This is a genomic window from Sphaerospermopsis sp. FACHB-1194 (assembly GCF_014696235.1).
GTDB lineage: Bacteria > Cyanobacteriota > Cyanobacteriia > Cyanobacteriales > Nostocaceae > Sphaerospermopsis > Sphaerospermopsis kisseleviana.
Genome location: NZ_JACJPU010000015.1, coordinates 24,372 through 48,618 on the forward strand (window position 1 = coordinate 24,372; position 24,247 = coordinate 48,618).

Sequence of the window (24,247 nt, forward strand, 5' to 3'; positions counted from 1 at the left end):
GATAAGTCTCAGATAAATCTCAGATAAATCTCGGATAAATCTCGGATAAATATTAACTTGGATCATCATGGTTCAGACTTGTCATTAATTAGCCAGGTATTATTATTTTCGCTCCATATTAAATAAATACGATTGCGAGTATCTTGAAACTCTCTACCATCGTTCATATAATACCATAACTCAGCATCTATACTAGCAGTATTGTTACTAATGTTTACAATCTCAATGTTACCAATTTTGATTTCTTTAACACTATTCCACCATTTTTGATATTCAGAATAACTACTAGAATAATTTTTAAACTGATCTGATAAATTACTCCATGTTTGACTATACTCGCGGTTGTTTAAAGATAAATAATAATTTCTAATAAAAACAGCAGGATCTTGTCGATTTGAATTTTTTGTCTGTTTTGTTTTTAAGGTGGTTGGTTGGGTTGATGAGATTGGAGTTTCTGCATCTTTTTGTAATTGCAATGCTACATCAAAAGTAGTTGCACCTTCCATAGCAGCAATTTGGATAATATATTTACCATCAACAGGTAAAATAGGATTATTCATTAATTTATTATCTGGTGTATAAACCCAAATACAAATATTTTGATTTGTTTGATAAACTAACTTATTACCAGTTTTACCCATAAAAGTGTAACCAACTGATTTATTAATGCTGACTTGACCAGATTTTGTAATTGTACTTTCATTTAGTACCATAGCTTCTACATCTTTTGCATTCAAAGAAACTTTAGGTTTTTCACTACAACCAGAGGAAGTAGTAAAATCAGGTAAAAAAGAATCATTCTGACAAGCTATGAGTGAGGTGATAAAGGTTACAATGGTAGAGTAAATAAATAAGTTTTTTAGGTATATTTTCATATTTTTATGAATTAATTAGCTTAATTTTAGTAACGTACCAATTCTCATTTTCTTGATTCCAAACAAGATAAAATTTTAATCTCACAGGAATTGATTTACCATTTTTCATTTCATAGCGACTTCTAAAATTGACAATAGCAGAATCATTATTCTCCGATGCAATACTAACATTATTAACATTGACATAATTAACTTTTGTCCACCATTCAATAAAAGAATCATAACCATTAGGGTGTAATTCTTTGTCTTCTTTAACTTCTGTGGGGTAAATATCCCAAGCTGAATCATACTGTTGATTATTAATCATAGTATAATAGTTTTCTATAGCTTTTGCTGGTGATATTCTATTTGGTATTGTTGATACTGATATTGATTTTTCAGAAATATTTTCTTTTGGTGAGATATTATTAGTTGTTTTTTGTGTCTGAGTTTTTTTGATCTTAGTTGTTGTTACAGGTTTAGGAGAAGATGATTTTTTGATCTTAGTTGTTGTTACAGGTTTAGGAGAAGATGGTTTTTCTATCTCAGTCGTTGTTATAGGTGTAGGAGAAGATGATAAATTAACAGCTTGGGTATTATCTTCTAGTTGCAATGCTAAATCAAAAGTAGTTGCACCTTCCATAGCACCAATTTGGATAATATATTTACCATCAACAGGTAAAATAGGATTATTCATTAATTTATTATCTGGTGTATAAACCCAAATACAAATATTTTGATTTGTTTGATAAACTAACTTATTACCTGTTTTCCCTATAAAAGTGTAACCAAGTGATTTATTATTTGTCACCATCCCTGACTCTGTGATGGTTTGAGAATTGAGAGAAACAAGTTTAACATCGTTGGTTTTTAAAACTGTGGTTGGTTGGGTAGAACATCCAGAACTATTCTGAGAATTATTCTGAGAATTATTCTGAGAACTATTCTGAAAAATACCCATTTCATTAAGTGGTTGAATTGGTAAACAACCAGTCAGGAAATAAAAACTCAAAGCACTTACATAAAATCTAAGAATTTTCATCAAGTTCATTCCTTTGTATTCCTTAAATGCACTCTTTCAATTCATTCTTTAAATTCATCTATTACCTTCTGCTTTGAGATATTTTCCCCAATAGTGAAAAGGAACTATCCCCCCTACAATAACGATAAATAACACCGTTATAACCATCATTAAACGAACTTCCCAAGGAAGCGATCGCCCAAACACAGGCATAATATATTCTACCTGTTTTGAATCCACAGATTTACCTTTTTCAGTTACCCTCACTTTAATATTATGTTTAGATCCTCGTTCTGCATTGGGTTGGGTATAGGTAATTTCATATTCTCCCAATAAAGCATTTAAAAATAATTGTAAGTTCTCTCCTATTGTTTCTGCATCACCAGAGAACTCCGCAATACCTCCCGTTAAATTGGCAATTTCCGCTAATCTTTTTTGGTCTACAAATTCCGCTTCAGGAACTTTTTTTGTATTGATATCACCACGGGTAGCCGGTCTACCTAATTTATATTTTATACCTAATTCCTGTGGTGTCAATCCATAACCTAAAGTATGTACTGTAATGTTTTCATGACCTTTAAGTAACTTTTTTAAAGCCTCAAAATCAGCGTATTCATTCAGTGCATTATGATAACCATCAGACAAGAGAATTATTGATAGTCTTGGTTGTGGTTGGAAAGAATTTTCTGGTAATTTAAAACGCGAGTCTTTTTCATTACCTAAAAAATTCACAGCTTTGGTTAAAGGTTCATATAAATCTGTAGATGCACAGGGAGTTAAACCAGATAAATAATCTAGAAGATTTCCTAGTTTAACATCATCGGCTGATAGAAATTTATCTAAAGTTTCTTTATTCACAGGATATTCAGGACAATTATTGCCAGACTTACCAAAAGGAACTATAGAAATTTGTGTATTTCCTCCCCTCTCTCCAGAAATTTTAGTAAATTGCCGAATCGCCTTAATTGCACCAGTGACTTTTTTGATTCCCCTACTATCTACCTGATTCATACTACCACTAAAATCAAGTAAAACTATAATCCAAGCAGGAGGAGGTACACTTTCTTCTGGACTTTTCCAATCTTTAGGTTTAAATTGGACTGTCCGATTATCAACTGTTAATTTAAAATTAGTATCTTGTAAACCCATAACAGGTTTATCATTTTTATCTTTGACCTTAATTCTAACTGTTACTTTATCATTTTTAATTGTAGGACTACCCACAATTTCAGGTTCTTTAACTGCTGCTAAAGTAGGATTAAATGAAGCACCAAGTACCAACAAAAATACAGCTAAAGACTTACCAATCAAACAATTTTTAATCAACTCTTGTGGAACAGGCATCTTGCCTGTAATGCTGGTAATGCCTATAATTGATATGATTTGTTTACTGATAATTTTTGATTTTCGATGGGCGGGCAGGACTTGTATTGAGCTTGTCGAAGTATGTCCACCAGACAATATTTGATCATCTGGAAATTCTGTTGTAAATTCTGTTTTTACCATGTCTTTAAGCCTGGGGATCTAAAAAGCGGTTATAGTAGACAAAACGATAATATTTCTCTTCATTAATACCATCGACACTTGTTGTATAAAAAGTTAAAACATAATTATGTTTTAAAGGAATACTGCGTCGAGACTTCAACCTAGTTCCATTTACTTCTATCGCATAAAAAAACTGATGATCTGGAATGAGAGTAGCTGTCCTTTTTTCTAGTTTAATATCAGCAACATGGAGCGGTAGACCAGGAATAGAAATATGTGTATTTTCAACAGTGCAGCCTATTCTGATTGTACCATTACCAGGTAACTGAATTGATAAACCTTCTTCAATTTCATCATCATTAATATTGTCAGTTTCTGTGATAAATGATAGGTAAGACTTATCAATCGCAGGATAAGATTGATTGATATTTGGTATTGGTGGATTTTGAGCATCCTTTTTAGACTCTACAGACTCTACAGACTCTACAGACTCTACAGACTCTACAGACTCTACAAATTCTCTAACATCATCCTCAGACTCTACAGACTCTACAGACTCTACAGATTCTTTAACATCATCCTCAGACTCTACAGACTCTACAGATTCTTTAACATCATGATTAAATTCTATATATTGTCGAGGAAAATTTTTAAATTCCACATATTCAAAACCTCTACCCGCCCGCAAAGCTGCAATATAACTAGGGGAGTTAGTGAGACTAAAAGCAGCACCTAATAAAAGACCTAAAATGCTAAAACCAATGGGATCTTCTATACCTTTAAATTCCGCCGGCATTGTCCCCCAACTTAATCGCATTATTTCAAACAAAACTGCTGCGGTAAAACTCGCCCCAATACCAGCAAGAACGCTAGTTTTTAATCTTTGTTGAAAGCGTTTTTTACTTCCAGCTTCTATACTATACCACCGCCAACTTAAACCTTCCGCAATACCTACAGAACTACCAATTAATAACCATCCTAATGTTCTGACTATAGGTGTAGGTACACGAATAATTGGCAAAAAGAGAATTTGGGAAATAATACCAGCTATTAAACCAGAAAGTGTACCTAATCCCAAGGCGATTAATAGGGGTTGTTTGGCAGTTTGCAAACTGCGTTTTGGTCTGGTAGGGTTGCTGATAAATATTTCATTTATCACCATACCAAATGCTAAGGAAATTGCTATACAAGGAAATAAGACAATTTCGGGAAATTGTGATAATAACCCTAAATCTGTGAGGAAAAATTGACCTATATTCCAGCCTAGTAAGGCTGATGTAATCCCGGCTATGATGTAAAGGTAGATTCTCATAAATTTTGTAGCCCCGCTTAATTATTGTTTGAACCTGCGGCAATCAAGTAAATTACCACTAGTATAAAAAATACCCCGAAGTTTTGCAATGCAAAACCAAAAAAAGCTAAACAAATTGACGCATAAAAGAGAAATAATAAAACCTGAAATATCAATTTACCTATAGTTATTGTAATGGCAATGATTCCCAGAATAACAAATTTTAATACATTAAATATTTTACCAGCCCAATCAATAATACCACGTTTGATATATGACATAAAGTCTATCATCTGCATGGACATTAACTCAATCTTTGTTGCTTTGCGTGTGATATACAAGCCATAAATAATAATGCCAGAATCACGATCTTTATAAGTTTGAGGATCCAGAGACATTTTTGATAAAATATTTTGAGGAACTTCGCCACAACTCACTTGATAAAAATATGCAGCTAATTTGTATTCTGCTAGTAATTCAAATAGTTTTGCCATCGGGTAATAATATGTTAGATTATTGCTTAAATTATTACTTATATCTGACAAATTATCCAGGTAATAATATGTTAGATTATTGCTTAAATTATTACTTATATCTGACAAATTATCCATCAGAGAATTTAGCATTTCAGATTTAGGAGTCACATTTAAACCATAGTTAATAATTTTCACATAATCTTGATAACAAACATTCCAAATACTACCTTCCATCTGAAAGAACGATGCTAAAATCTCAGGAGTGATTTGTTTTTTTAGTAACTTAATCATTAACAAATCAATGCCCTGAATAATTTTTTCTTTTATTTGTTCTTTGAGATATCCAGTAATTTTAGATTGCAACTCTAAAGACATCATTTGATTTTCATCAACTTTTTTACCAGGTTGAATATTCAACCATGCCAACAACTGCGGTAAAGTCTCTGGAAGAACCATCGCCCTTATTGTCATCAATCTTACCATTTGCGGACTGTAAATTTTTTGCTTGATTCCAATATCAGCACCTTCATTATTAAAGAGATTTTCCCAATATTCATCAGTAACTTGCTCATTTTCTACAGCTTTAACAATTTCCTCCACTGCTTCCGGTTTGACTTGGGAACTGTGGATTAATTTCCGAATCGCTAATTTTAGTGATGTTTGTGTTTGTGAGTTCATGAAAGTTGTGAATATTGTGAATAGCGATGATTAATTCAACTTTTTGTGAGAAGTTGTTTGAAAAGTCTGTCATACTGTATCAAATATTTTACCCCTCCCTAATCCTCCCCTTGTAAAGAGGAGGGAACTGAACTGGATGGTTTATTATTTACCCCCTTAGTATCTTTCAATTTCTTTTTAATATCTTTTGTCAACTTTTCATAAAGCTTAGAGTTTTTTACCTCAACAGTTTGGTTATTAGAATTATCGTTCTTAGGATCAGAACAGAAGAAAATCCTGAAAAAACATTTAGGTTTTTCACCATTATTAACTGCGATTTTTTGATATTCTATTTGGTTATCAATTTGATAATTATAAATTGCTCTCACCCATTGCTGTTGAATCACTAAGTCTGTTGCTTTTTTATCAAGGGATAAATCTGTGTATTGAAGTTTAGGTTCTGTATTGTTTTTTAATCTTGATTTTTCTAAGATTTCCTCTAGCTTCCTTGAGACTTGTTCTTTTATCTCGTTTTGATCTACTGGTGTTGATGTTGGTGTTGGTGTTGGTGTTGATGTTGGTGTTGGTGGGTTAATTTTTTGATTAACAACATCATTTACAATCGCTGGAATTAATTGCTTGATTTCACTAAAAGCATAAATGTCATTATCTACCAATATAACCTGACAGTCTTTGTTCTCTTGAGGATCGTTAAAAGTCTTACTACACAAAGATTTTTCAATATCAGTTGCACTAGTATAAGATTGCCAAGTTTTTGTACCGATAAACCAACCACTGACTAAGATTACTAGGGAAAGAGGAACAACCAATCCAAGTTTCATATCATACTCCACAATAAAAATAATAAAATCAAAGGCATGATCAATTAAATTCTTTTTTCGTACAAGACTTAAACCAAAAACAACAGATGAAGATCGGCGACGGTATGGTGCATCAGTTACTAGATCAAATAAATCTTTTTTGACTTCTCCCTCTTGGATTTGATAAAAATATGCAGCTAAATCATATTCTTTGAAATTTTCAAATAATTCAGCTAAAGGTTGATATCCTTCGATTATATAGAGTCTTTGTTGAATACCTTTCCAATTGTGTATTAACGTTTCCCAAATTTCCTTTTCACATTTCAAATTATTTTGCCATGAATCATTTTGAGTTTTAATTTGACTTTTAAGAACAGAATTTGGGTATAAGTTATTAGAATTAGAACAATGATCATGAATTAATTGTAAATCATATTTAATATCATTAAAAAATTCCTTTTGAGCATAAACCCAAGCACTACCTTCCATCGCTAACAACCAACTAAGACTATCTACGGATATTTTCTCATCTAATAACTTGGGTAATAGATATTTAATTCCTGCTGATAGTTGTTCTTTAGGGAATGATTTCCGAATAGCTTTTTGCAACTCTAAAGACATCATTTGATTTTCATCAGGTTTCTTACCAGGTTGAATCTTCAACCATGCCAAAAACTGCGGTAAAGTCTCTGGTAAAACCATCGCCCTTATTGTCATCAATCTTACCATTTGCGGACTGTAAATTTTTTGCTTGATCGCTTTATCCGCACCTTGACCATTAAATAAATTCTCCCAATATTCATCAGTAACTTCCTCATTTTCTACAGCTTTAACAATTTCCTCCACTGCTTCCGGTTTGACTTGGGAACTATTCATTAAACTGCGAATCCCGGCCTTTAACGCTGCTTCATCAAAATTTACTGCTGAAACAATCTGACCAGCATTAGCAATGGCTCGTGTTAGTCCGTCATAGGCTTTTTGTGATGCTGGTTGAATTATTTGGAAACGTTCTGGTTTTACCAGTGCTTCTACATTAAACGCCCAGGATACAGGTAAACCATTTTTAGATTCATTAGGTTTTCTAATAGCTAAACTGTTAAGAGTATATAAATCAATTTGCCGTTCTACTGGTAAAACTATCGGTTTTTGTTGTGCAAATGGTAAAGATTTATATTCATTTATTTGATCATGATCAGGTTTAGGAGTTTCTCCTGTAAATAAATGAGGACTATCTTTAACATCTAAAGGGTTAAATCTTGGTTTTTGATTTTGTTCCCACCAAGCCAATATAAACCGTAAATAACTGTTATCTCCCTGACATAAAAAATAACGATAAAAAGCCGCACTGCGTCCCACTTCATCCTCTCCTCGTGTAACAACAGCGATTACACACCAAGCATCATCACCGCTTCCTACTACCCGCCCAATAATTGCCGGTTTTTCACTAGATGCACCTTCAGTTAAAGCAAATTCTTGATTAGCGATCGCCCTTTCTACAACTTGAGGAATAGGGTTAATAGTAGCGTTCATATATTGTCCCGTAAAACCAAGGGACACCCAACCATTATCGCGTTTTTGAATGTGAATACCTGTACTAAATTCGTGGATTTCAATGTTTGGTGAACTCATATTTTTTATCATGTTTTTTATTTTTACCTACAAGGAGAGAGGCTTTGAAATTTTGGTTTTAGTAGGGGCGAAGCATTCGGCTGATAACCTATCGCTAAAACCAGTTCATATTCTGTCCAAATGCTTCGCCCTTACGATAAAATTTTGGTTTTAGTAGGGGCGAAGCATTCGGCTGATAACCTATCGCTAAAACCATTGATATTCTGTCTGAATGCTTCACCCTTACGATAAAATTTTGGTTTTAGTAGGGGCGAAGCATTCGGCTGATAACCTATCGCTAAAACCATTGATATTCTGTCTGAATGCTTCGCCCTTACAATAAAATTTTGGTTTTAGTAGGGGCGAAGCATTCGGCTGATAACCTATCGCTAAAACCATTGATATTCTGTCTGAATGCTTCGCCCTTACAATAAAATTTTGGTTTTAGTAGGGGCGAAGCATTTGGCTGATAACCTATCGCTAAAACCATTGATATTCTGTCTGAATGCTTCGCCCTTACGATTAATGAATCGGTGTTCTAGGAGAGGGTGAGGGTAAGATCAAAAATGGCTAACTTCTTTCATAGATGATCTAACTCTGGATGACGTGAACCTTTAGCCAGCCAATAAATGGGCGCAACTAAACCAAAAGGCCGCCACAGTCTAGGATTTTTAATTACTGCTCTCACTCCTCCTCTACTCCTATTTAATAAGTTAACATTTGGTTCGGGATATTTATTACCCAACATCCCAAAAGCAGAAGCTGTAAAAAATTCTATCTCTCCTCCTCCCATTTGTTGCCAAGCTTGTAATTTGCGGCAAACTTGGGGAAACCGCGCTGATGCTAAAAATCCTGGTTTATCTCGATTTACCCATAAATCAGATTGTTCACATTTATTCAATACTAAGGCAATTCGGCGCTTACTGCCATTGATATCATTCCGATCCAGTGCTAACAGCAATTTGTCTAAACCATTGGCATATTCTAAGTCTTTACGGCGACTGCTACCATCAACTAAAAACATAATACCATTAGCTTGTAAACAATCTTCTAAATATTCCTCTAACTGGGGATTTTGACTTTGATGTAATAAGTCACTAAAAAATTCCCCTGTATAGTCTTTAGAACTGATATTCAGGTTAAACAATGGAGAACCTATTTTTTTTTCTTTTAGACTTATTTGCAAAGTGCAATTTGTAACCTCTGAAATATTCTCTAACTTATTTGGTTCTAGTTGTAACCCTTGTTCTAAGATATTCTGAGCTTTGCTGATCAGTTCTTCTCCACCTTCATCTACAGCAGTTACAGCTTGCACTGGACTGTCAGGATCAGCATTTGGCCACCGTGCTAAGGAAGCCATATATGTGGTTTTTCCAGAAGCGCGATCGCCTATCACTCGTAACACTACACTACTTTGTAATGGGGTCTGATTTTTACTTTTAAATAAATTAAGCATCTTCTTTCATCTTCTTACCTGTACTCAACCAATAAAGAGGGGAGATCATTCCATAGGGAGACCATTGTTCAGGTTCTCTTAAAACAGAATATCTGTTCTGTTTTCCTAATTCTTCTTTGCGATTTGGTCGTGGATCTGTACGGTGTAAAACTCCAAAGGTGGAAATAGCATAAAACTGTAGATTTTTACTAGGAATATTGTCTTTTAAAAATCTTAGAGTGTCTGGAAAATGAATGGCAAATAAATCATTTTCTGGATCTAACCTACCAGGCCACAGTTCCCCTCTTTCACATTTACTCATGGCTACTGCTAACCGTAAATCCTGCAATCTTTCTTGTTTATCCATTAAGTCTATGAACCTTTTGAAGACTCGTTTATAAAATTTATCTGTTCCTTGTTTCCACTCAGTTAACAAAATTAAACACCCTTGAGTATCTTTACTTAAACACTCATTCATAAATTCTTCATGGACTGGATCAGCAGATACAGATTCTAATTCTTTAAAAACTTCTCCTGGATAGTCACGGACAGCTAAATTAATTTTTTCTGGTTTTTGCCATTTTTTCTGGATTTCAATCAAAAATGAGTAAACTTTTAAATCATCAATGGTTGTAACATAGGTCTGAGTAGGCTCTAAAGATGCACCTTCTACAATAATATTTTCTGCATTATCTGCTAATTCTTTGGTTTCGTCATTTAATGCTTGAACTTTAAAATTTTTCTTTCTCCAAGCTGCTTTACTTGGTTGATAAGCCAAAGCTGCTAAATAAGTAGTTTTTCCTGAAGCCTGTGGTCCAATTACGTGAATATTGCCCATATCACACCCTTGTAATGATTTTTCAAATCTTTGTTATCGTTGAATAATATCCATAATATCTACATAATTTACACCTATTTAGCTAAAAAACTACCTAAATAAATCCAAGGTAATTCTAGGAGACTCCGATGGTAAATAGATGTAATGAAACACCGCACAGAACCGCCATCAATACCTTGATTTAATTTTTCTATCTGGGAATAAATCGGACGAAAATATCTTTGTAAAACATAACTATGTCGTTGTTGCCAGTTGAGGGAACTACCGTGGGGTTTATAAGCTAGTTTTCCTCCTTCTGTGGATAAATTACAAAATAAATCAGCTTTGTTCATACAAATAGCCAAATGTCTGACTTTTGGACATTGTTGATGGAAAAATGTTACCCATCTCTCAAAACGATTACACCATTGTTTCTGTGTGGGGAACTGTTCTACATCCACACCAGCTTGAAAAGTCATCCCCCGATGGGGTGGAATAATGAGTAATAGTCCTTCACTATTGCGAATAGGATCTAAAAATTGAATCCACCGATCAGTATTATCTTTTTGCCAACTTTTCCGCCATACCTCCCCCCCTGTATCAACCCAATTTACTAAAACCTGCTTGTTCCCAGATGGTAGCCGCACATTCATATCTAAATAATATTCATATGGTGCTACTGCATCCGTGGGCTTGCCTTGGTAATTTTCATCCAGCAATAACAATCTCAGATTGTCATAATCGAGATTACTAACTTTGACATATTCACCATCGGGGTTGGCTAACTCTAGTGCTAGGTGAGTCTTGCCTGTTGCGCGATCGCCTATGTATACTACTCCCACACAGATTACTTTGATGACACTATATATATTTGAATCTAATTATACGATAATAGTTGTGACACAGTTTTGAAATGAAGTATATTTTTTTTATTTTTTTTATTTTTTTTATTTTTTTTGTGTAGCAGTTTGTTCAAAAAGTATAAAATAAAACTAAAAATCTACGAGAAACTAACATCTCTACACTTGTTACATAAGTCATTACATAACTACGTAAAAGGTTTTTTAAGGTTTTTTTAAAGCATCTCACCTTGTAAGGGAGAGGTTTTAATAGGAGTTAATTTATACCTAAAAAAAATTTTTTAACAATTTCTAAAGATTTGTAAAATAAGTAATTTAAAGTGATAAGCTGTTGTTCATTTAATTTGTATAAGTGGAACAGGCATCTTGCCTGTTAAACAAGAGTTCAGAATATTAGGATTATACAATTTAGCTGTGTAACAGCTTATACCATGATTTTAATTACATTACTTCACGGAATAGCACTTTTAAAACATCGTTTAACTATAAAATCTAACTATAAAATCTAACTATAAAATCTAACTATAAAATCTAACTATAAGATTTAACTATAAAATTTATTTTACACGACTACTTATTTGATACATAAATAATCACCAATGATTAATAAGCCAATCATTAATAAATCAATAACTAAGAAACTAATAACCAATGACCACTTTTTGAGAGAATAAATATCTACAAAACCTACAAAATCTACAGAGTCTACAAAACCCACAAAAATCGCCATAATAGCGATCATGGTACAGAAGGAATCAATAAAAATGGCAGAAAATTTAAGAAGTAAAGTAGTTACTCAAGGGGTGCAGCGATCGCCTAACCGGGCTATGTTACGGGCGGTTGGTTTCCAAGATGAAGATTTTAACAAAGCCATTGTCGGTATTGCCAATGGTTACAGCACCATCACCCCCTGTAATATGGGGATTAACAAACTCGCCCAAAGAGCAGAAATTGGTGTAAAAGAAGCGGGAGCAATGCCCCAGATTTTCGGTACTATTACCATCAGTGATGGCATTTCAATGGGAACAGAAGGAATGAAATATTCCCTAGTTTCCCGGGAAGTCATCGCCGATTCTATCGAAACCGCTTGTAGTGGGCAAAGTATGGACGGTGTGCTGGCTATTGGTGGTTGTGATAAAAATATGCCCGGTGCTATGTTAGCAATGGCACGCATGAACATCCCCGCCATATTTGTATATGGTGGCACAATCAAACCCGGAAAATATGACGGTAAAGACTTAACCGTTGTCAGTTCTTTTGAAGCAGTAGGTCAACACAGCGCCGGTAAAATTGATGAAAATGAACTATTCGCAGTAGAACGTAACGCTTGTCCCGGTGCTGGTTCTTGCGGAGGAATGTTCACAGCTAACACTATGTCCTCAGCTTTTGAAGCAATGGGCATGAGTATACCCTATTCCTCCACAATGGCCGCAGAAGATGAGGAAAAAGCCGAAAGTACCGCCAAATCAGCAGCCGTTTTAGTAGAAGCTATCCGTAAACAAATCTTACCCCGGCAAATTATCACCCGTAAATCTATAGAAAATGCCATTTCTGTGATTATGGCCGTGGGTGGTTCTACCAATGCAGTTTTACATTTTCTGGCGATCGCCCGTGCTGCTGGTGTAGAACTCACTTTAGACGACTTTGAAACCATTCGCGGTCGTGTTCCCGTCATCTGTGACTTAAAACCCAGTGGTAGATATGTAGCCACAGACTTACACAAAGCCGGTGGTATTCCCCAAGTCATGAAAATGCTCTTAGTTCATGGCCTGTTACATGGTGACTGTCTCACCATCTCAGGACAAACTGTAGCCGAAGTTTTAGCAGATATTCCTGACGAACCATCACCCGCTCAAGATGTGATCCGTCCTTGGAATAACCCCATGTACGCCCAAGGACACCTGGCTATTCTCAAAGGCAACCTGGCTACTGAAGGTGCAGTTGCCAAAATTACCGGAGTGAAAAAACCAGCCATTACCGGACCTGCGAGAGTATTTGAATCAGAAGAATCTTGTTTAGATGCCATTTTGGCAGGGAAAATCAAAGCTGGGGATGTGGTAATTGTCCGTTATGAAGGACCCAAAGGCGGTCCAGGAATGCGGGAAATGCTCGCTCCCACCTCTGCTATTATTGGTGCAGGTTTAGGTGACTCCGTGGGTTTAATCACCGATGGGCGTTTTTCCGGTGGTACTTACGGGATGGTAGTTGGTCACGTTGCCCCGGAAGCCGCAGTTGGTGGTAATATTGCCTTGGTAGAAGAAGGTGATAGCATTACCATTGACGCTAATGCGCGGTTATTACAGATCAATGTATCTGATGAAGAATTAGCCCGTCGTCGTGCCAACTGGCAACCCCGTCCACCCCGCTATACTAAAGGTGTGTTAGCTAAATATGCTAAACTCGTAGCCTCTAGTAGCGTTGGCGCAGTTACAGATTTAGATTTGTTCGATCATCATTAATTAGGGTTTGCTGAATAAACCTAAAACCTTGATATATCAAAGGTTAGAGGCTGATAAACACAGAAATTAGTGCAAGGGTTTTGAAGGGTATACCGGAAAAAGTGTGCATTTTTTGGGATTTCAAGAGATGGCAAAGAAATTTTCCAATCTCCTCCTGACTCCTGACTCCTGACTCCTGACTCCTATGCCCTCACGGAAAGACTTTCTCAGCAACCCCTAATTAGACCTGTCCGAAAAAGATGTAGGGACAATTCATGAATTGTCCCTACCATTGAAACAAGAATCCCCGTCCTTTTCAGGCGGGTAGCGTCAACAACTGATCAATAATCTCATCTTCCTGTCCAGATAGAAATTTAGCAAAGCGTTGTGCTAAAGGTGGAACAAAAACAAACGGACTGCTAAAACCAGAGAAAATATGAATATGTTCAAATTCGGGAATAGTACCAATTAAAGGTAATTTATCTTTGCTAAATGCAACTAAACAATGATGCCAAGTTCCTGGTAAATTTCCCAAAGCTGGTAATATGTGGGTGATACTTGTTCGCAACCATTTTTCACTTTCCTCTGAGTTAATTTGTTCATGGGGATCTGTAAGAATACGACTAATTTGACCTAAACGCAAACTACCATCAAGAAACTGGACTGCACCTGCATCTAAAATAGGTGGTACTATTTCACCAGGTTGATCCCATAATTGATCATTTTGAGTTGATGCAATTTCTAATTGAAGGCGTTGTAAAATCGCCGGTGTGACTAAGGTGCGTAACCGCAGATCCACTGATGGAGTTTCAATTATTTCTGCATGAGAAAAATAAATTTTCACAGAAATACCTACTGATTTTAATAATTTTCGGCTCATTCCACCAGTACAAATGGCTATATCAGCACTGTGGAAGGTGTCCGTGGTTGTTTTTACACCTCTAAAACTTTTGTCAGCGGCAAAAATATATGTAGGTTCTAATACTTTGGTAAACTGTATTTCTCCCCCCAGACGTAGAAATGCTTGAATGTATGCTTGCCTTAGTTTTTGCGGATGGACATGACCATGTTTGACAGTTAAAGTACCAGAGATAGCATTTTTATTGAGTAATGGTTCTAACTCACAAGCTTCTTGAACACTCAATAGCTGGGGTGGTGTGCTAAGATGAGAATAGGATGCGGCTGCTACCTTTGGTTCAGTATCATTAGCGATAGTTAGTAATAAATCTAATTCTCGGAATTGGATATCAGCATCTAATTCTGGCGCTAGGATTTGATAACGAGCGATCGCTTCTTGACATAGTTGTTGTGTCACAGGTGTTGTACCAGACCAATAAGCAATTCCACCATAACTATAGCGAGTAGCATTTTGTGGTGTTTTGTCTTGTTCTAGCAGCAGTACCGAAAACCCCGTTTTTGCTAATTCATAAGCAAGTGCAGCACCTGTAATTCCTGCACCAACCACAATCCAATCATACACTTTCATAAAAAATTACATAAATAATTACAATTTGATTATGAAAATCCGTGCTGAAAATATCCTCGACTATCCAACCATAGCAAAAGTCAACACACTAGTACCGCTTCGCGGAAGTCAAAAGTCAAAAGTCAAAAGTCAAAAATAATAGGTCGTAACCCACATTCCGCAGATAAAATCCAATTCTGAATAATTATCACGAAAGATTCAGGGTTGTACAAACTTTACTCCAAAAATATTCTCAATAAATGAGATAAATTCCTAATAAACATTTTATAGTTCTTTTGAACTAAAATCCTGAAAACCCTTACCAAACAATGTTTTTGGAGATAATTATTTTTTTACTCTCCGCTTATGCGGAATGTGAGTCGTAAGCTTTTTAGCGATTGAGAATGGTTGGTTTATTTACGCCGTGCTGTACTAGAACTAGCAGACAATAGAGGAGAAGCATTAGTTGTAGTTTTGGGATATCCCAAACTTTATCACCCCTTTGGTTTTCAAGCAGCCATAAATTATCAAATAGAATGTCCTTTTAATGTTCCTGAAGACTTTTTTATGGTGAAACCACTCTTAGGTTATGAAGATAAATATCAAGGAAAAGTTATTTATCCTCCGGGAGTTCACAATGTTTAATTCCTGGATGTTAAGTTTTTTTCGCGTAGCTTATTTTGCAAAAATTTGGAATTTTAAATTAATTTGTGTTTCCTATTTTTAGATCATAGTTATCATGTTTTTCTTCAGTTTTTTCTCCAGTATGAAGAGTATTGATAGACTGCAACATTTTTGCTCGTTTCTTCCTGGCAATTTCTTGTAAATCGACCGTTTTATCAGTCTCATCTACAATTTCACCAGTTATTACCTCCAGCACATCTTCCAAAGTAATCACACCAGCAACACATCCATATTCATCTACTACTACTGCAAGATGTTCATGGGATTCTATAAAATTTTTGAGCAGTTTGTCAGCACGAATGATCTCAGGAACAAAGCGCACTTTTCTAGCTAAATCAGCAATTTTTTGTTCACCACTTCCTTCCACCATCGCTGTAAGTAAACTCTGTTTTAAAGCAAATCCCATCACTTGATCAATAGATTCATCAATAACAATAATCCGGGTATGTTGGGAAGCAATAATATCTGCTTTTGCTTCAGCCAAGGTCAAATTACCGCGTATATATGTCAGCATAATTTGGGGTGTCATTAAATCAGATGCTGTCACATCATTTAATCTAAATACCCTCTGAATCATTTCTGCTTCATCACTTTGGATAATACCTTCTTGCTGACCAATATTTGCTAGGAGTTTGATTTCTGCTTCGTTGGTTGTTGGTCTTTTTCTCCCTTGAGAAAATGGTGCAGTGACATTTTCTAAAATCCATACTAAGGGTGTAAAAGCTAGAGAAATTCCCGTTACAGGTATGGCTGTGAGTATAGCAATTTGTTCAGAATATCTCTCACCAATTGTCTTGGGTATAATTTCTCCAAAAATAATAATCAGAAAAGTTAATATTCCCGAAAATATACCAAGCCATCTATCTCCTAATACTTGAGTTGCAATACTACCTGTGATAATACTTCCAATAATGTTGAAAATATTATTGAGGATTACTATTGTGGCAATAGGCCGATTCATGTTTTCACGAATCGCTAGAAGTGCAACTGCGGCAGGTTTTTTAAATTCCGCTAATTGTCGCACTCTCAATGTGGGAACAGATAACAGCGCCGTTTCTGTAGCAGAACACAATGCTGAACCTAAAAGCAGTACACAAACAGTAATTACTAGCTGTAACATATAATTTCCCAAGTTTGGGAATAGATAGATGGTTGGAGTTAGCTAAAAGCTGAATCAGCTAATTAACTCATTTAAGCTTTAATGATTGTAACGCGATTTGGAAATTTCTCAATATAAAAATTTTCACAGATTTTCATAATTTATTTGGCGAAACCTCAGAAGTCAAAATTCATGCAGTAAACCACCAGAAACAATACCCTGTGCTTCCAAAAATGCGGCAACTCTTAAAATCAAAGCTTCATTATAGGGTGCAGCTATTAATTGTACTCCTAAAGGTAGAGAATTTTTCTCCTTAATTGGTACTGATAAAACAGGTAAACCAATAAAAGACAATGGTTGAGTAAACAACCCTAAATGTGGACGGACAAGAATTTCTTCACCATCTAACATCATCGTTTTTTGTCCAATTAATGGGGCAGAAATTGGGGTTGTTGGAGCAATAATTATATTTACATTGGCAAATATCTCTCTCACTTGATCTCTATACCATCTTCTAAAACGTTGTGCTTGGATATACCAAGAATGAGGAATTAAAGCACCAGCTAAAAATCTATCTCGCGTTGCTGGATCAAAATCTTGCGGACGGGATTTTAAGTTTTCTAAATGCAGATTTGCACCTTCACAAGCTGTAATTACAAATGCCGCAGCACGAGCTATTTCCGCTTCTGGTATTGTGACATATTCAGTAACATTTAAAGCATGAGCAACTTTTGCCACTGCTGCTAAAGCTGCTGGTTCTGCTTTTTGGGTAAAATAATCATCGGCAATGGCAATTTTAATCCCAGAAATATCATTATTTATTTGTGGTAAACATAAATCAATCGGACGTTTTGTACAAACCGGATCTTGCTCATCTTCACCTTGCAAAACATCAAATATTGTCGCAATATCTCTCACAGAAGTTGCAAAATGTCCGATATGATCTAAACTACTAGAAAATAATTTGACACCCGCACGGGATAACCTGCCATAAGTAGGTTTAAAACCAAAAATACCACATAAAGCCGCAGGAACACGAATAGAACCATTCGTATCTGAACCCAAAGAGAAAGGAACTAAACCCCCAGCAACCGCAGCAGCAGAACCTCCCGAAGAACCTCCCGCTATTCGTTGTAGATCATGGGGGTTACAAGTTGTACCATAATGGGCATTTTCTGTCACAAACCCATAAGCATACTCATCCATATTCAACGCACCCACCAAAACTGCACCGGCTTTTTTCAACCTAGCAACTGCGGTTGCATCTTGGATAGCTGGTAAATTTTCGGCGTTAATTTTTGCCCCTGCTAAAGTTGTTAAACCAGCAATATCAAATAAATTTTTAACAGCAAAAGGTACACCAGCTAATATACCAGGATTTTTACCTTGAGCAATTTCTTGATCTATTTTGGCAGCATCTTTTAAAGCTGTTTCTGTGGTAATTTCAGTAAAACAGTTTAATTGTTGATTTTTGGCGGCTATTTTATTTAAGGTTGTTTGGGTAATTTCAACTGCGCTAAATTTACCTGATAAGACATTTTGAGATATATTTACAGCGTCATTCATGGTTCAAAAGTAGTTGCTATTTCTATTTCTTCTGGTAAAGGGAAGTTATTGACTACTTCTGCTATTGATTTGATTCTTTCAAAATTGGCAATTACTCCATCTTTATATTCATTATTAATTGGTAATTCCAATAATAACGACATTTGTTTCACATATTCTAGGGTATTTAAATTTTGATTTTCCATGTTTTTGATACTTAATTTGTGATTTGTTATTAATCTTGTTTTATATCATATTTATTAATACTCCTTTAAATAAATATTGAATTAGCAACAATTAGAGAATTTTACATATGTCAGCAAAATAGTCTGTAATTTTTCTATCCAATCTTCAACTCCTTTATGACAAAATTCCCAATCAGCTAAATCAATCTCCCATGTTTTATCTACAGAATTTTCTATTTGTTGAAGAAATTCTTCATCTTCATATATTTTCTGACAAAACCTAGAATAATCTAACTGATATTTTTCTTGATACTTAATATCTCGGTGACGCAGTTCAGCAATTTTTACAGCAATCTTATCAAGAGTATATTGTTTAAGCGCCAAATCCATTGATTCTTGTAAATCTCCTAATGCGGATAAAACTTCAATGTATTCATCTTTAATTGATACTGTTACAATCATTTTACCTCATCATTAAGCTATTGAGATAGATTAAATTCTTTGTTAATCAGCAATATATCATCATCACAGTCTAAAGGAATAAATTTATATTTCATGTTCATCAACCTAACAAGTAATATACTAAATCATTAAACTCAATTACATCAATAATAAATATATCATATTTATTATTTAACTAATCATGCCGTAAAAATACGTAACATTGTTTTCAGATAAGATTACATAAAATCATCCATTATCATCTGCGTTTATCTGCGTTTATTTGCGGTTAATTATTGTTTAAATCCTCAAGATGGAAAACACACACCAGACGCACATAAACCAGCAAACTCCATTATTATCACCTCCAAAGTTTCTAAATTTACCCTTCTAATTACATGATTATTTGTATCACAAACATAGAGAAAATCACCAAAAAAACTCAACCCTGAAGGTTCATAAAAAACCCAACTTTCCCCACCTGATAAAATCGTTTTACACTCCCCATTGCTCAGATTCACTAATTTGATTTTATGATTATATGTATCTGCAATAAAAAGCTGATGATTAAAATATTCTACACCCAAACAATGCTGTAAACGCACATCCTCACCTACTCCATCTACATCACCAAAACCAAATAACATCCCACTACCGCAAATAGTTCTCACCTTACCATTTTCTGATATTTCCACCCCCCGAATAGAACTGGTTTCACTATCAGCAATAAACAACTCTTTACCATTTGTAGTTATCCCACTAGGTTGAGCAAATGCACATTCTTGAAAATTCCCATCTACACAACCTTCTGCGCCACTACCAGCATAGCTATGAATGGTATTTGTTAATAAATTCATTTCCCAAATTTGATGATTTCCAGACATGGTAATAAAGAGAGAATTTCCCACTTTAACTAGATCCCAAGGTGAATTTAATTCTATTTCCAAGGCTTTACCACCATGAGGATAGATGATATTACTTTGTTTCCCTGTTCCGGCAATAGTTTCTACTATTTGTTTTTGCAGATCAATTTTTCTTAAAAGATGATTTTCTGTATCAGCAATGTAGAGACTTTTAGTGTCACTATCATAAGTCATTCCTTGAGGTGCGGAAAATTCACAACTTTGAAAATTACCATCTTTTACACCCCGTTTACCTATTCCTATTATATCAATAACTTCCCCTTGTAAACTACTCATAATTACGCGATGATGTCCAGAGTCAGCAATAAATAAACCGTCTGGTGTAGCTAAAACTTTACCTGGAAAAGCTAAAGGTGTAATTAATGTTTGATGCTGTTTTTCTAAGGTGAATTTTAATGGTTGAATATTAATGTGATTTGGGATTTTACTCAAAATCTGAATGATCATGTTTTCAATCTTGTGAAGATGTCCTTCCCCTGCAAATTGCCCGATCACATATCCTTGTAGATCAATAATAATTAAAGTAGGCCAAGCTTTGATAGTATAATGTTCCCAAACGCGAAAATCACTATCAACTAAAATCGGATGTTCAATGTCATAACGCAATATCGCTTGACGGATATTTTCAATTTCTTTCTCGTTGTCAAATTTCCCAGAGTGAACACCAATAACTGTTATAATCTCTTGATATTTACGTTCTAAATATTTTAAGTCTGGTAATATGTGCAAACAGTTAATACAACAGTATGTCCAAAAGTCTAAAATGATAATTCTCCCTCTGAGTGCTTTTAGAGATAAGGGTTTATCTGTATTTAACCAAGGGTAATTTTCTGGTAATTCTGGCGATCTAACACGAGGAATCATAGTAATTTTAGATTATTGTAGAAGATTATTGTAGATTTTAAGATTGAGATCAGCGTTTTGGTAAAACTTCAAGACATCAATATAAATAATTTATCTCTCTGGGTTCAGCAAGGGAAAAACCAAGCAACACAAGGAAGTGTGATGCAACGGATACCCCTTTTAGCTGTAGCTAACCCTAGTTGGGTTGCTGTTCATATCTATTGTCAGTCAGGAGAAAATTACACTTTAGGAGATAACGCTTGTATATTTCCTTTAATGAGTGTGATTAAACCTTTTTCTTTACTATATCTGTTGGAACATTTAGGAACGGCAAATGTTTTAAACTCGGTTGGTGTTGAACCTTCAGCAATGCCTTTTAATTCTTTAGAACAGTTAATAGCTGATCATGGACATCCCCGCAACCCAATGATTAATAGTGGTGCTATTACTTTAGCTGATAAGTTACCAGGTAAAAATGGAAATCATCGCACTCAGTTGTTTTGTCAGTGGTTGAATAAATTAGCCGGTAGTCAACTATATTTAGATGTAGAAATGTTGGCTTCCGTGCGTGCTACTCGTTCTCAGGTAAATGTGGCGATCGCTCAATATCTCTACCAAACTCAACACATTGAAAATATTGAATTGGCTCTTGACACTTATGAGCAAATATGCTGTATTTCTGGTACTGTGGAAGATTTAGCGAAATTAGGAAAATTATTAGCCTGTAAAAGTAGTTTTATAAATTCCCAACATCGCCAAATTGTTAACGCTTTAATGTTAACTTGTGGACTATATGAAGCTTCTCCTCAGTATGCAGTCAAAATTGGTTTACCCATGAAATCGGGTATAAGTGGGGCTTTGATAGCAATAGTACCAAATCAAGGAGCTATAGCCAGCTACAGTCCTGCTTTAGATAGTATAGGTAATTCTGTAGCTGGTCTGACCTTGATGGAAACTTTATCCCAAAATTTGCAACTGAGTATTTTTAGTTAATTGTTCTGCTATATAAAACCTAGACAAAACTAGACTTTACTTTCTACTTCAACGGGAGCATGGGAGCAGTTATCCCTCAGTAGACTTTCACGCCTTAGCCAGACGCGATTGTGTTCCAATTAAGTTTCTGAAAAAGACTACCACCATCATTGCTTGGTTTTCGCGTCGGCAATAGTCTCAATTCAATACTTGATATCACCGTATTATATATCAAGTAGTTGATTTTTTCCTAAAAATATATTGATTTTTGTCAATATAAGTATAGTTTTGTCTATGAAATTGTCAACTTAGGACTTGCTCTTCGGGTTTAATTACATTTCGATTCTTAAAATACTCACTTAATCTGTTTAACCCTGTTTTTTCTGTTGTTTCTGGTTTCAACTCCTCTGTTTCTAATGAGTCAGCGGGTGTTTTACGAATTTCAATTTCAGGAGTAGGAGTTGTTTCTACTTTGGGTTCTACCTGTGGTTGAGGAATAGGAGAAACTTCAATTTCTGGAACTGTGGGTTTTTCTACTTTGGGTTCTACCTGGGGTTGAGGAATAGGAGAAACTTCAATTTCTGGAACTGTGGGTTTTTCTGTCTTGGGTTCTACCTGTGGTTGAGGAATAGGAGAAACTTCAATTTCTGGAACTGTGGGTTTTTCTGTCTTGGGTTCTACCTGGGGTTGAGGAATAGGAGAAACTTCAATTTCTGGAACTGTGGGTTTTTCTACTTTAGGTTCTATCTGTGGTTGAGGAATAGGAGAAACTTCAATTTCTGGAACTGTGGGTTTTTCTACTTTAGGTTCTATCTGGGGTTGAGGAATAGGAGAAACTTCAATTTCTGGAACTGTGGGTTTTTCTACTTTAGGTTCTATCTGTGGTTGAGGTGCTGGAATTTCTTCAACTTTGGGCGTTACAGTCGGTCTAGGTTCAGTAATAGGAATCTCAACTGTGTAATTTGGGTCTACAATACCACGCACTTCATCAGCCGTAACTTCCCCTCTTACCATTCTAGAAAGGGTATCTTTACCACCCGGTTGGTAATTAATCACTCTCACTGTACTATTAAAGACATTTTTTACTGGGTTGCCTTGGTTATCAAGAAATTCTAGTTCTACCCAGTTTTTACCAGGTTTAAAACCTTTGAGGTAGACTGTTTGCCAGCGGTCAAAAATAAAACTTTCACCATTAATTGTGCAACGAATACGCCAATCGCTCATTGTGTCTTCAGGATGATCTTCAGCCATAAGATGCAAAGGCGCGTTAGTTAGGTAAAAATCCAACATAATTGGTTCAGCACCATAACTACCATTAGGACGACTATAGGTGAGAAGAGGTAAATTAGGGTCAGGGTTGTTATCGTCGGTTTTAGTAAAGACGTGAAATGTGGTTTGGGCATAAGCACCTTCATTTTTAAAGCTTTCATGCCAAGGACGAGACGCAAATACACGCAAAGTATGAGTACCTGCGGATAAATCAGGGAATACTAAAGGCTTATTTAAGTCGTAAACAGCTATATAAGGTTGATTGTCAAGAATTACGTGCAGATGTGGTCCCAGTTGCCATTTGGGATCTTTAAAAATTGGTAAGTCCTTAACCTGAAAACGGACTGTAACAGTATTATCTTCAATTATCTCATCTGCTGTAGGCGTAAGTATTGTTACCTGTGGTTGATAACTTTCCAAATCTCCTCTTAGTTCTTGTATTAGCTTTGGAGGAGCAGTTTCTGAAAATTTACGATCAACTTGGGCAATTTCAGCAACTGGTTTTTGCTTATTAATAAATACGTCTTGTCCACCAGCTTTATCAGCACAACTACTTAAACCTAACACCAGCACCAAAGTCAAGAGCCACTTAAAAATAGGTAAGCTCTTGTTTAAGGCTTCATTAAAAGCTTGCTTTCGTTTACATTTCATGCTGTTATACCTATGATTTTATTCAGCAAAATTTATTAACTACACTTTACACCCTACACCCCAGATACCATAAACCCAGACTGGGGTATACAGCAAATTGCAGGTTTATTAGTTATAAATTTACATCAAAAAGCCTTACATATCAAAGGTTATGCTGCTGCAAACTAACTGCTGAAAACGGCAAGCTGTTGTAACTTTGTGATTTACAGAAAATTTGGTTCATCTCTTTACATCAAGATGAAAAATATGAAAATTAAGTAATATTTATCACTAAATTTACAGATTTAAATTTCAGCATAAGCAACATATCCAGTTACAACATGATGATTTATGGCTGTATTAGAGATTAACCATAAATTTTAAGAATTGTTATAGTTTGTAAATTTAATAGAAAAAGTATTGACTTT

Annotated in this window: 21 protein-coding genes; 3 read left to right on the forward strand and 18 right to left on the reverse strand. The window is 35.3% G+C overall.

The genetic code is table 11. The annotated features are described in order from the left end of the window. Window positions 1-65 precede the first annotated feature (65 nt). The 11 genes from H6F45_RS11050 to H6F45_RS11100 form a co-directional block, all read right to left on the reverse strand. Window positions 66-875 (reverse strand): hypothetical protein, encoded by an 810-nt coding sequence (locus H6F45_RS11050; RefSeq protein WP_190347192.1) that lies wholly within the window; start codon window positions 873-875, stop codon window positions 66-68. A gap of 4 nt (window positions 876-879) precedes the next feature. Then, window positions 880-1,905, reverse strand: coding sequence for a hypothetical protein (locus H6F45_RS11055; RefSeq protein WP_190347193.1), 1,026 nt, complete (start codon window positions 1,903-1,905; stop codon window positions 880-882). A gap of 45 nt (window positions 1,906-1,950) precedes the next feature. Beyond that, complete coding sequence (locus tag H6F45_RS11060) at window positions 1,951-3,381, reverse strand: VWA domain-containing protein (RefSeq protein WP_242052594.1); 1,431 nt, start codon at window positions 3,379-3,381, stop codon at window positions 1,951-1,953. 4 nt (window positions 3,382-3,385) lie between these two features. Then, a complete protein-coding gene (locus H6F45_RS26520; RefSeq protein ID WP_242052595.1) occupies window positions 3,386-4,672 on the reverse strand; it encodes a hypothetical protein in 1,287 nt (428 codons plus the stop codon). 17 nt (window positions 4,673-4,689) lie between these two features. Continuing rightward, complete coding sequence (locus H6F45_RS11070; RefSeq protein ID WP_190347194.1) at window positions 4,690-5,805, reverse strand: hypothetical protein; 1,116 nt, start codon at window positions 5,803-5,805, stop codon at window positions 4,690-4,692. 98 nt (window positions 5,806-5,903) lie between these two features. Further along, window positions 5,904-8,234, reverse strand: coding sequence for a hypothetical protein (locus tag H6F45_RS11075; RefSeq protein ID WP_190347195.1), 2,331 nt, complete (start codon window positions 8,232-8,234; stop codon window positions 5,904-5,906). A gap of 131 nt (window positions 8,235-8,365) precedes the next feature. Next, a complete protein-coding gene (locus H6F45_RS11080) occupies window positions 8,366-8,521 on the reverse strand; it encodes a hypothetical protein (protein WP_190347196.1) in 156 nt (51 codons plus the stop codon). A gap of 272 nt (window positions 8,522-8,793) precedes the next feature. Further along, on the reverse strand, window positions 8,794-9,669 hold the full coding sequence (locus H6F45_RS11085; protein WP_190347197.1) for a hypothetical protein: 876 nt from the start codon (window positions 9,667-9,669) through the stop codon (window positions 8,794-8,796). Then, window positions 9,662-10,486, reverse strand: a complete 825-nt coding sequence (locus H6F45_RS11090; RefSeq protein WP_190347198.1) for a hypothetical protein — start codon at window positions 10,484-10,486, stop codon at window positions 9,662-9,664. Before H6F45_RS11090 ends, H6F45_RS11085 begins: the two co-directional genes overlap by 8 nt. A 74-nt stretch (window positions 10,487-10,560) precedes the next feature. Further along, a complete protein-coding gene (locus tag H6F45_RS11095; protein ID WP_190347199.1) occupies window positions 10,561-11,307 on the reverse strand; it encodes a hypothetical protein in 747 nt (248 codons plus the stop codon). 592 nt (window positions 11,308-11,899) lie between these two features. Then, on the reverse strand, window positions 11,900-12,067 hold the full coding sequence (locus tag H6F45_RS11100) for a hypothetical protein (protein WP_190347200.1): 168 nt from the start codon (window positions 12,065-12,067) through the stop codon (window positions 11,900-11,902). Window positions 12,068-12,089: 22 nt separating this feature from the next. On the opposite strand from H6F45_RS11100, the gene ilvD reads away from it, so the two are divergent. Then, on the forward strand, window positions 12,090-13,784 hold the full coding sequence (gene ilvD / locus H6F45_RS11105) for a dihydroxy-acid dehydratase (protein ID WP_190347201.1): 1,695 nt from the start codon (window positions 12,090-12,092) through the stop codon (window positions 13,782-13,784). A 295-nt stretch (window positions 13,785-14,079) separates the two neighbouring features. Here ilvD and H6F45_RS11110 read toward each other — a convergent pair whose 3' ends face one another. Next, the gene (locus tag H6F45_RS11110; RefSeq protein WP_190347202.1) at window positions 14,080-15,249 is read right to left on the reverse strand and encodes an FAD-binding oxidoreductase; all 1,170 of its coding nucleotides are present in this window, start codon (window positions 15,247-15,249) and stop codon (window positions 14,080-14,082) included. Window positions 15,250-15,636: 387 nt separating this feature from the next. Between H6F45_RS11110 and H6F45_RS11115 the strand changes: the two genes are divergently transcribed. Beyond that, on the forward strand, window positions 15,637-15,873 hold the full coding sequence (locus H6F45_RS11115) for a hypothetical protein (protein WP_096565410.1): 237 nt from the start codon (window positions 15,637-15,639) through the stop codon (window positions 15,871-15,873). A gap of 58 nt (window positions 15,874-15,931) precedes the next feature. On the opposite strand, the gene H6F45_RS11120 is transcribed toward H6F45_RS11115, so the two are convergent. The 5 genes from H6F45_RS11120 to H6F45_RS11140 form a co-directional block, all read right to left on the reverse strand. Continuing rightward, a complete protein-coding gene (locus H6F45_RS11120; protein WP_137667714.1) occupies window positions 15,932-17,032 on the reverse strand; it encodes a hemolysin family protein in 1,101 nt (366 codons plus the stop codon). A 162-nt stretch (window positions 17,033-17,194) separates the two neighbouring features. Further along, complete coding sequence (locus tag H6F45_RS11125) at window positions 17,195-18,577, reverse strand: AtzE family amidohydrolase (RefSeq protein ID WP_190347203.1); 1,383 nt, start codon at window positions 18,575-18,577, stop codon at window positions 17,195-17,197. Then, window positions 18,574-18,762 carry a DUF4089 domain-containing protein gene (locus H6F45_RS11130; RefSeq protein ID WP_096565405.1) on the reverse strand — a complete coding sequence of 63 codons (189 nt, stop codon included), beginning with the start codon at window positions 18,760-18,762 and terminating at the stop codon, window positions 18,574-18,576. The genes H6F45_RS11125 and H6F45_RS11130 overlap by 4 nt, the downstream gene beginning before the upstream one ends. A gap of 81 nt (window positions 18,763-18,843) precedes the next feature. Beyond that, window positions 18,844-19,203 (reverse strand): hypothetical protein, encoded by a 360-nt coding sequence (locus H6F45_RS11135; RefSeq protein ID WP_190347204.1) that lies wholly within the window; start codon window positions 19,201-19,203, stop codon window positions 18,844-18,846. Between the two features lie 287 nt (window positions 19,204-19,490). Continuing rightward, window positions 19,491-20,969 (reverse strand): thioredoxin-like domain-containing protein, encoded by a 1,479-nt coding sequence (locus tag H6F45_RS11140; protein WP_190347205.1) that lies wholly within the window; start codon window positions 20,967-20,969, stop codon window positions 19,491-19,493. 57 nt (window positions 20,970-21,026) lie between these two features. Here H6F45_RS11140 and glsA point away from each other — a divergent pair, with 57 nt between their 5' ends. Beyond that, entirely contained in the window at window positions 21,027-21,941 is a 915-nt protein-coding gene (glsA, locus tag H6F45_RS11145; RefSeq protein WP_137667718.1) for a glutaminase A, read from the forward strand. Between the two features lie 282 nt (window positions 21,942-22,223). Here glsA and H6F45_RS11150 read toward each other — a convergent pair whose 3' ends face one another. Continuing rightward, window positions 22,224-23,840 (reverse strand): hypothetical protein, encoded by a 1,617-nt coding sequence (locus H6F45_RS11150; protein ID WP_242052597.1) that lies wholly within the window; start codon window positions 23,838-23,840, stop codon window positions 22,224-22,226. Between the last annotated feature and the right edge of the window lie 407 nt (window positions 23,841-24,247).

Coding starts and splice junctions, on each gene's coding strand:
- H6F45_RS11135 (WP_190347204.1), bottom strand. CDS start 19,203: ATGATTGTAACAGTATCAATTAAAGATGAATACATTGAAGTTTTATCC.
- H6F45_RS11085 (WP_190347197.1), bottom strand. CDS start 9,669: ATGCTTAATTTATTTAAAAGTAAAAATCAGACCCCATTACAAAGTAGT.
- H6F45_RS26520 (WP_242052595.1), bottom strand. CDS start 4,672: ATGAGAATCTACCTTTACATCATAGCCGGGATTACATCAGCCTTACTA.
- ilvD (WP_190347201.1), top strand. CDS start 12,090: ATGGCAGAAAATTTAAGAAGTAAAGTAGTTACTCAAGGGGTGCAGCGA.
- H6F45_RS11125 (WP_190347203.1), bottom strand. CDS start 18,577: ATGAATGACGCTGTAAATATATCTCAAAATGTCTTATCAGGTAAATTT.
- H6F45_RS11130 (WP_096565405.1), bottom strand. CDS start 18,762: ATGGAAAATCAAAATTTAAATACCCTAGAATATGTGAAACAAATGTCG.
- H6F45_RS11110 (WP_190347202.1), bottom strand. CDS start 15,249: ATGAAAGTGTATGATTGGATTGTGGTTGGTGCAGGAATTACAGGTGCT.
- H6F45_RS11090 (WP_190347198.1), bottom strand. CDS start 10,486: ATGGGCAATATTCACGTAATTGGACCACAGGCTTCAGGAAAAACTACT.
- H6F45_RS11100 (WP_190347200.1), bottom strand. CDS start 12,067: ATGATCGCTATTATGGCGATTTTTGTGGGTTTTGTAGACTCTGTAGAT.
- H6F45_RS11070 (WP_190347194.1), bottom strand. CDS start 5,805: ATGAACTCACAAACACAAACATCACTAAAATTAGCGATTCGGAAATTA.
- H6F45_RS11055 (WP_190347193.1), bottom strand. CDS start 1,905: ATGAACTTGATGAAAATTCTTAGATTTTATGTAAGTGCTTTGAGTTTT.
- H6F45_RS11150 (WP_242052597.1), bottom strand. CDS start 23,840: ATGAAATGTAAACGAAAGCAAGCTTTTAATGAAGCCTTAAACAAGAGC.
- H6F45_RS11080 (WP_190347196.1), bottom strand. CDS start 8,521: ATGGTTTTAGCGATAGGTTATCAGCCGAATGCTTCGCCCCTACTAAAA.
- H6F45_RS11060 (WP_242052594.1), bottom strand. CDS start 3,381: ATGGTAAAAACAGAATTTACAACAGAATTTCCAGATGATCAAATATTG.
- H6F45_RS11120 (WP_137667714.1), bottom strand. CDS start 17,032: ATGTTACAGCTAGTAATTACTGTTTGTGTACTGCTTTTAGGTTCAGCA.
- H6F45_RS11140 (WP_190347205.1), bottom strand. CDS start 20,969: ATGATTCCTCGTGTTAGATCGCCAGAATTACCAGAAAATTACCCTTGG.
- H6F45_RS11075 (WP_190347195.1), bottom strand. CDS start 8,234: ATGAGTTCACCAAACATTGAAATCCACGAATTTAGTACAGGTATTCAC.
- H6F45_RS11050 (WP_190347192.1), bottom strand. CDS start 875: ATGAAAATATACCTAAAAAACTTATTTATTTACTCTACCATTGTAACC.